This is a genomic window from Comamonas aquatica NBRC 14918, assembly GCF_000739875.1.
In the GTDB taxonomy this organism is placed as follows: Bacteria; Pseudomonadota; Gammaproteobacteria; order Burkholderiales; family Burkholderiaceae_C; genus Comamonas; species Comamonas aquatica.
In genome coordinates, this window is record NZ_BBJR01000012.1 from 1 (window position 1) to 728 (window position 728).

Annotated in this window: 1 protein-coding gene; it reads left to right on the plus strand. The window is 59.1% G+C overall.

The genetic code is table 11. The annotated features are described in order from the left end of the window. The coding region (locus CA2_RS01320; protein ID WP_042411833.1) for a helix-turn-helix domain-containing protein at window positions 1–183 on the plus strand (183 nt) is incomplete at its 5' end. Between the last annotated feature and the right edge of the window lie 545 nt (window positions 184–728).

Below are 728 nucleotides of genomic sequence, written 5' to 3' on the forward strand. Positions count from 1 at the left end.
AAGACACCACTGTCGTATTTCCAGGACCTGCGCGTGGAGCATGCCGTCCATCTCTTGCGCACCGGGAACGCCAGCGTCGACCAGGTCGCCGCACAGGTCGGGTACTCGGATGGGGTGACCCTGCGGGCCCTGTTGCGCCGCAAGCTGGGCCGGGGTGTCAGGGAGTTGCGACGCGGTGGATGACCAAAGGCGTTTGGTGCATGTACGGCTGGAGACCGCCGCGAAACTGTCGGTAGCAAAGGCTTACCCACTTGCGTCTACTACATCGTGCGTTGGGTGCAAAAGCACCAGCCGTGCCAAAGCAGACTATCCGACACTGCAGGTCGCGTAAATCACCGCCCCAGAAGACCGAAGAAACGAGCCACTTTATACCCAAGGCTCTGCCCTTCGATCTTGCGAAGCTGTGAATCGATGGCGTCTACCGAGTGTTGTGCGCCATCACGATCTTTAATTGATAAGTTGTCTCGGTTTGCTTCGCCGCCGGCCGAACTCGTACATCGTCTCCGGCTCAGGTAGCGCCGAGGCCGCGCTATCCTCCCATATCGAGTTCAGTCAGGTTCGTAAATTCCTGGTCGCAATCTACGGCAGCAGCCGCTCGAGACACCGCTGTAATTCTGCGCACCGCCAGTGTCAGCTGCCCTTGGCTTGGTAAAACTGCGGGCAATCGGATAACGGTTATCTGTAAGACGCCCTGAGGTGACGGTTAGGCCGCGAACGGCAGCCCTGTA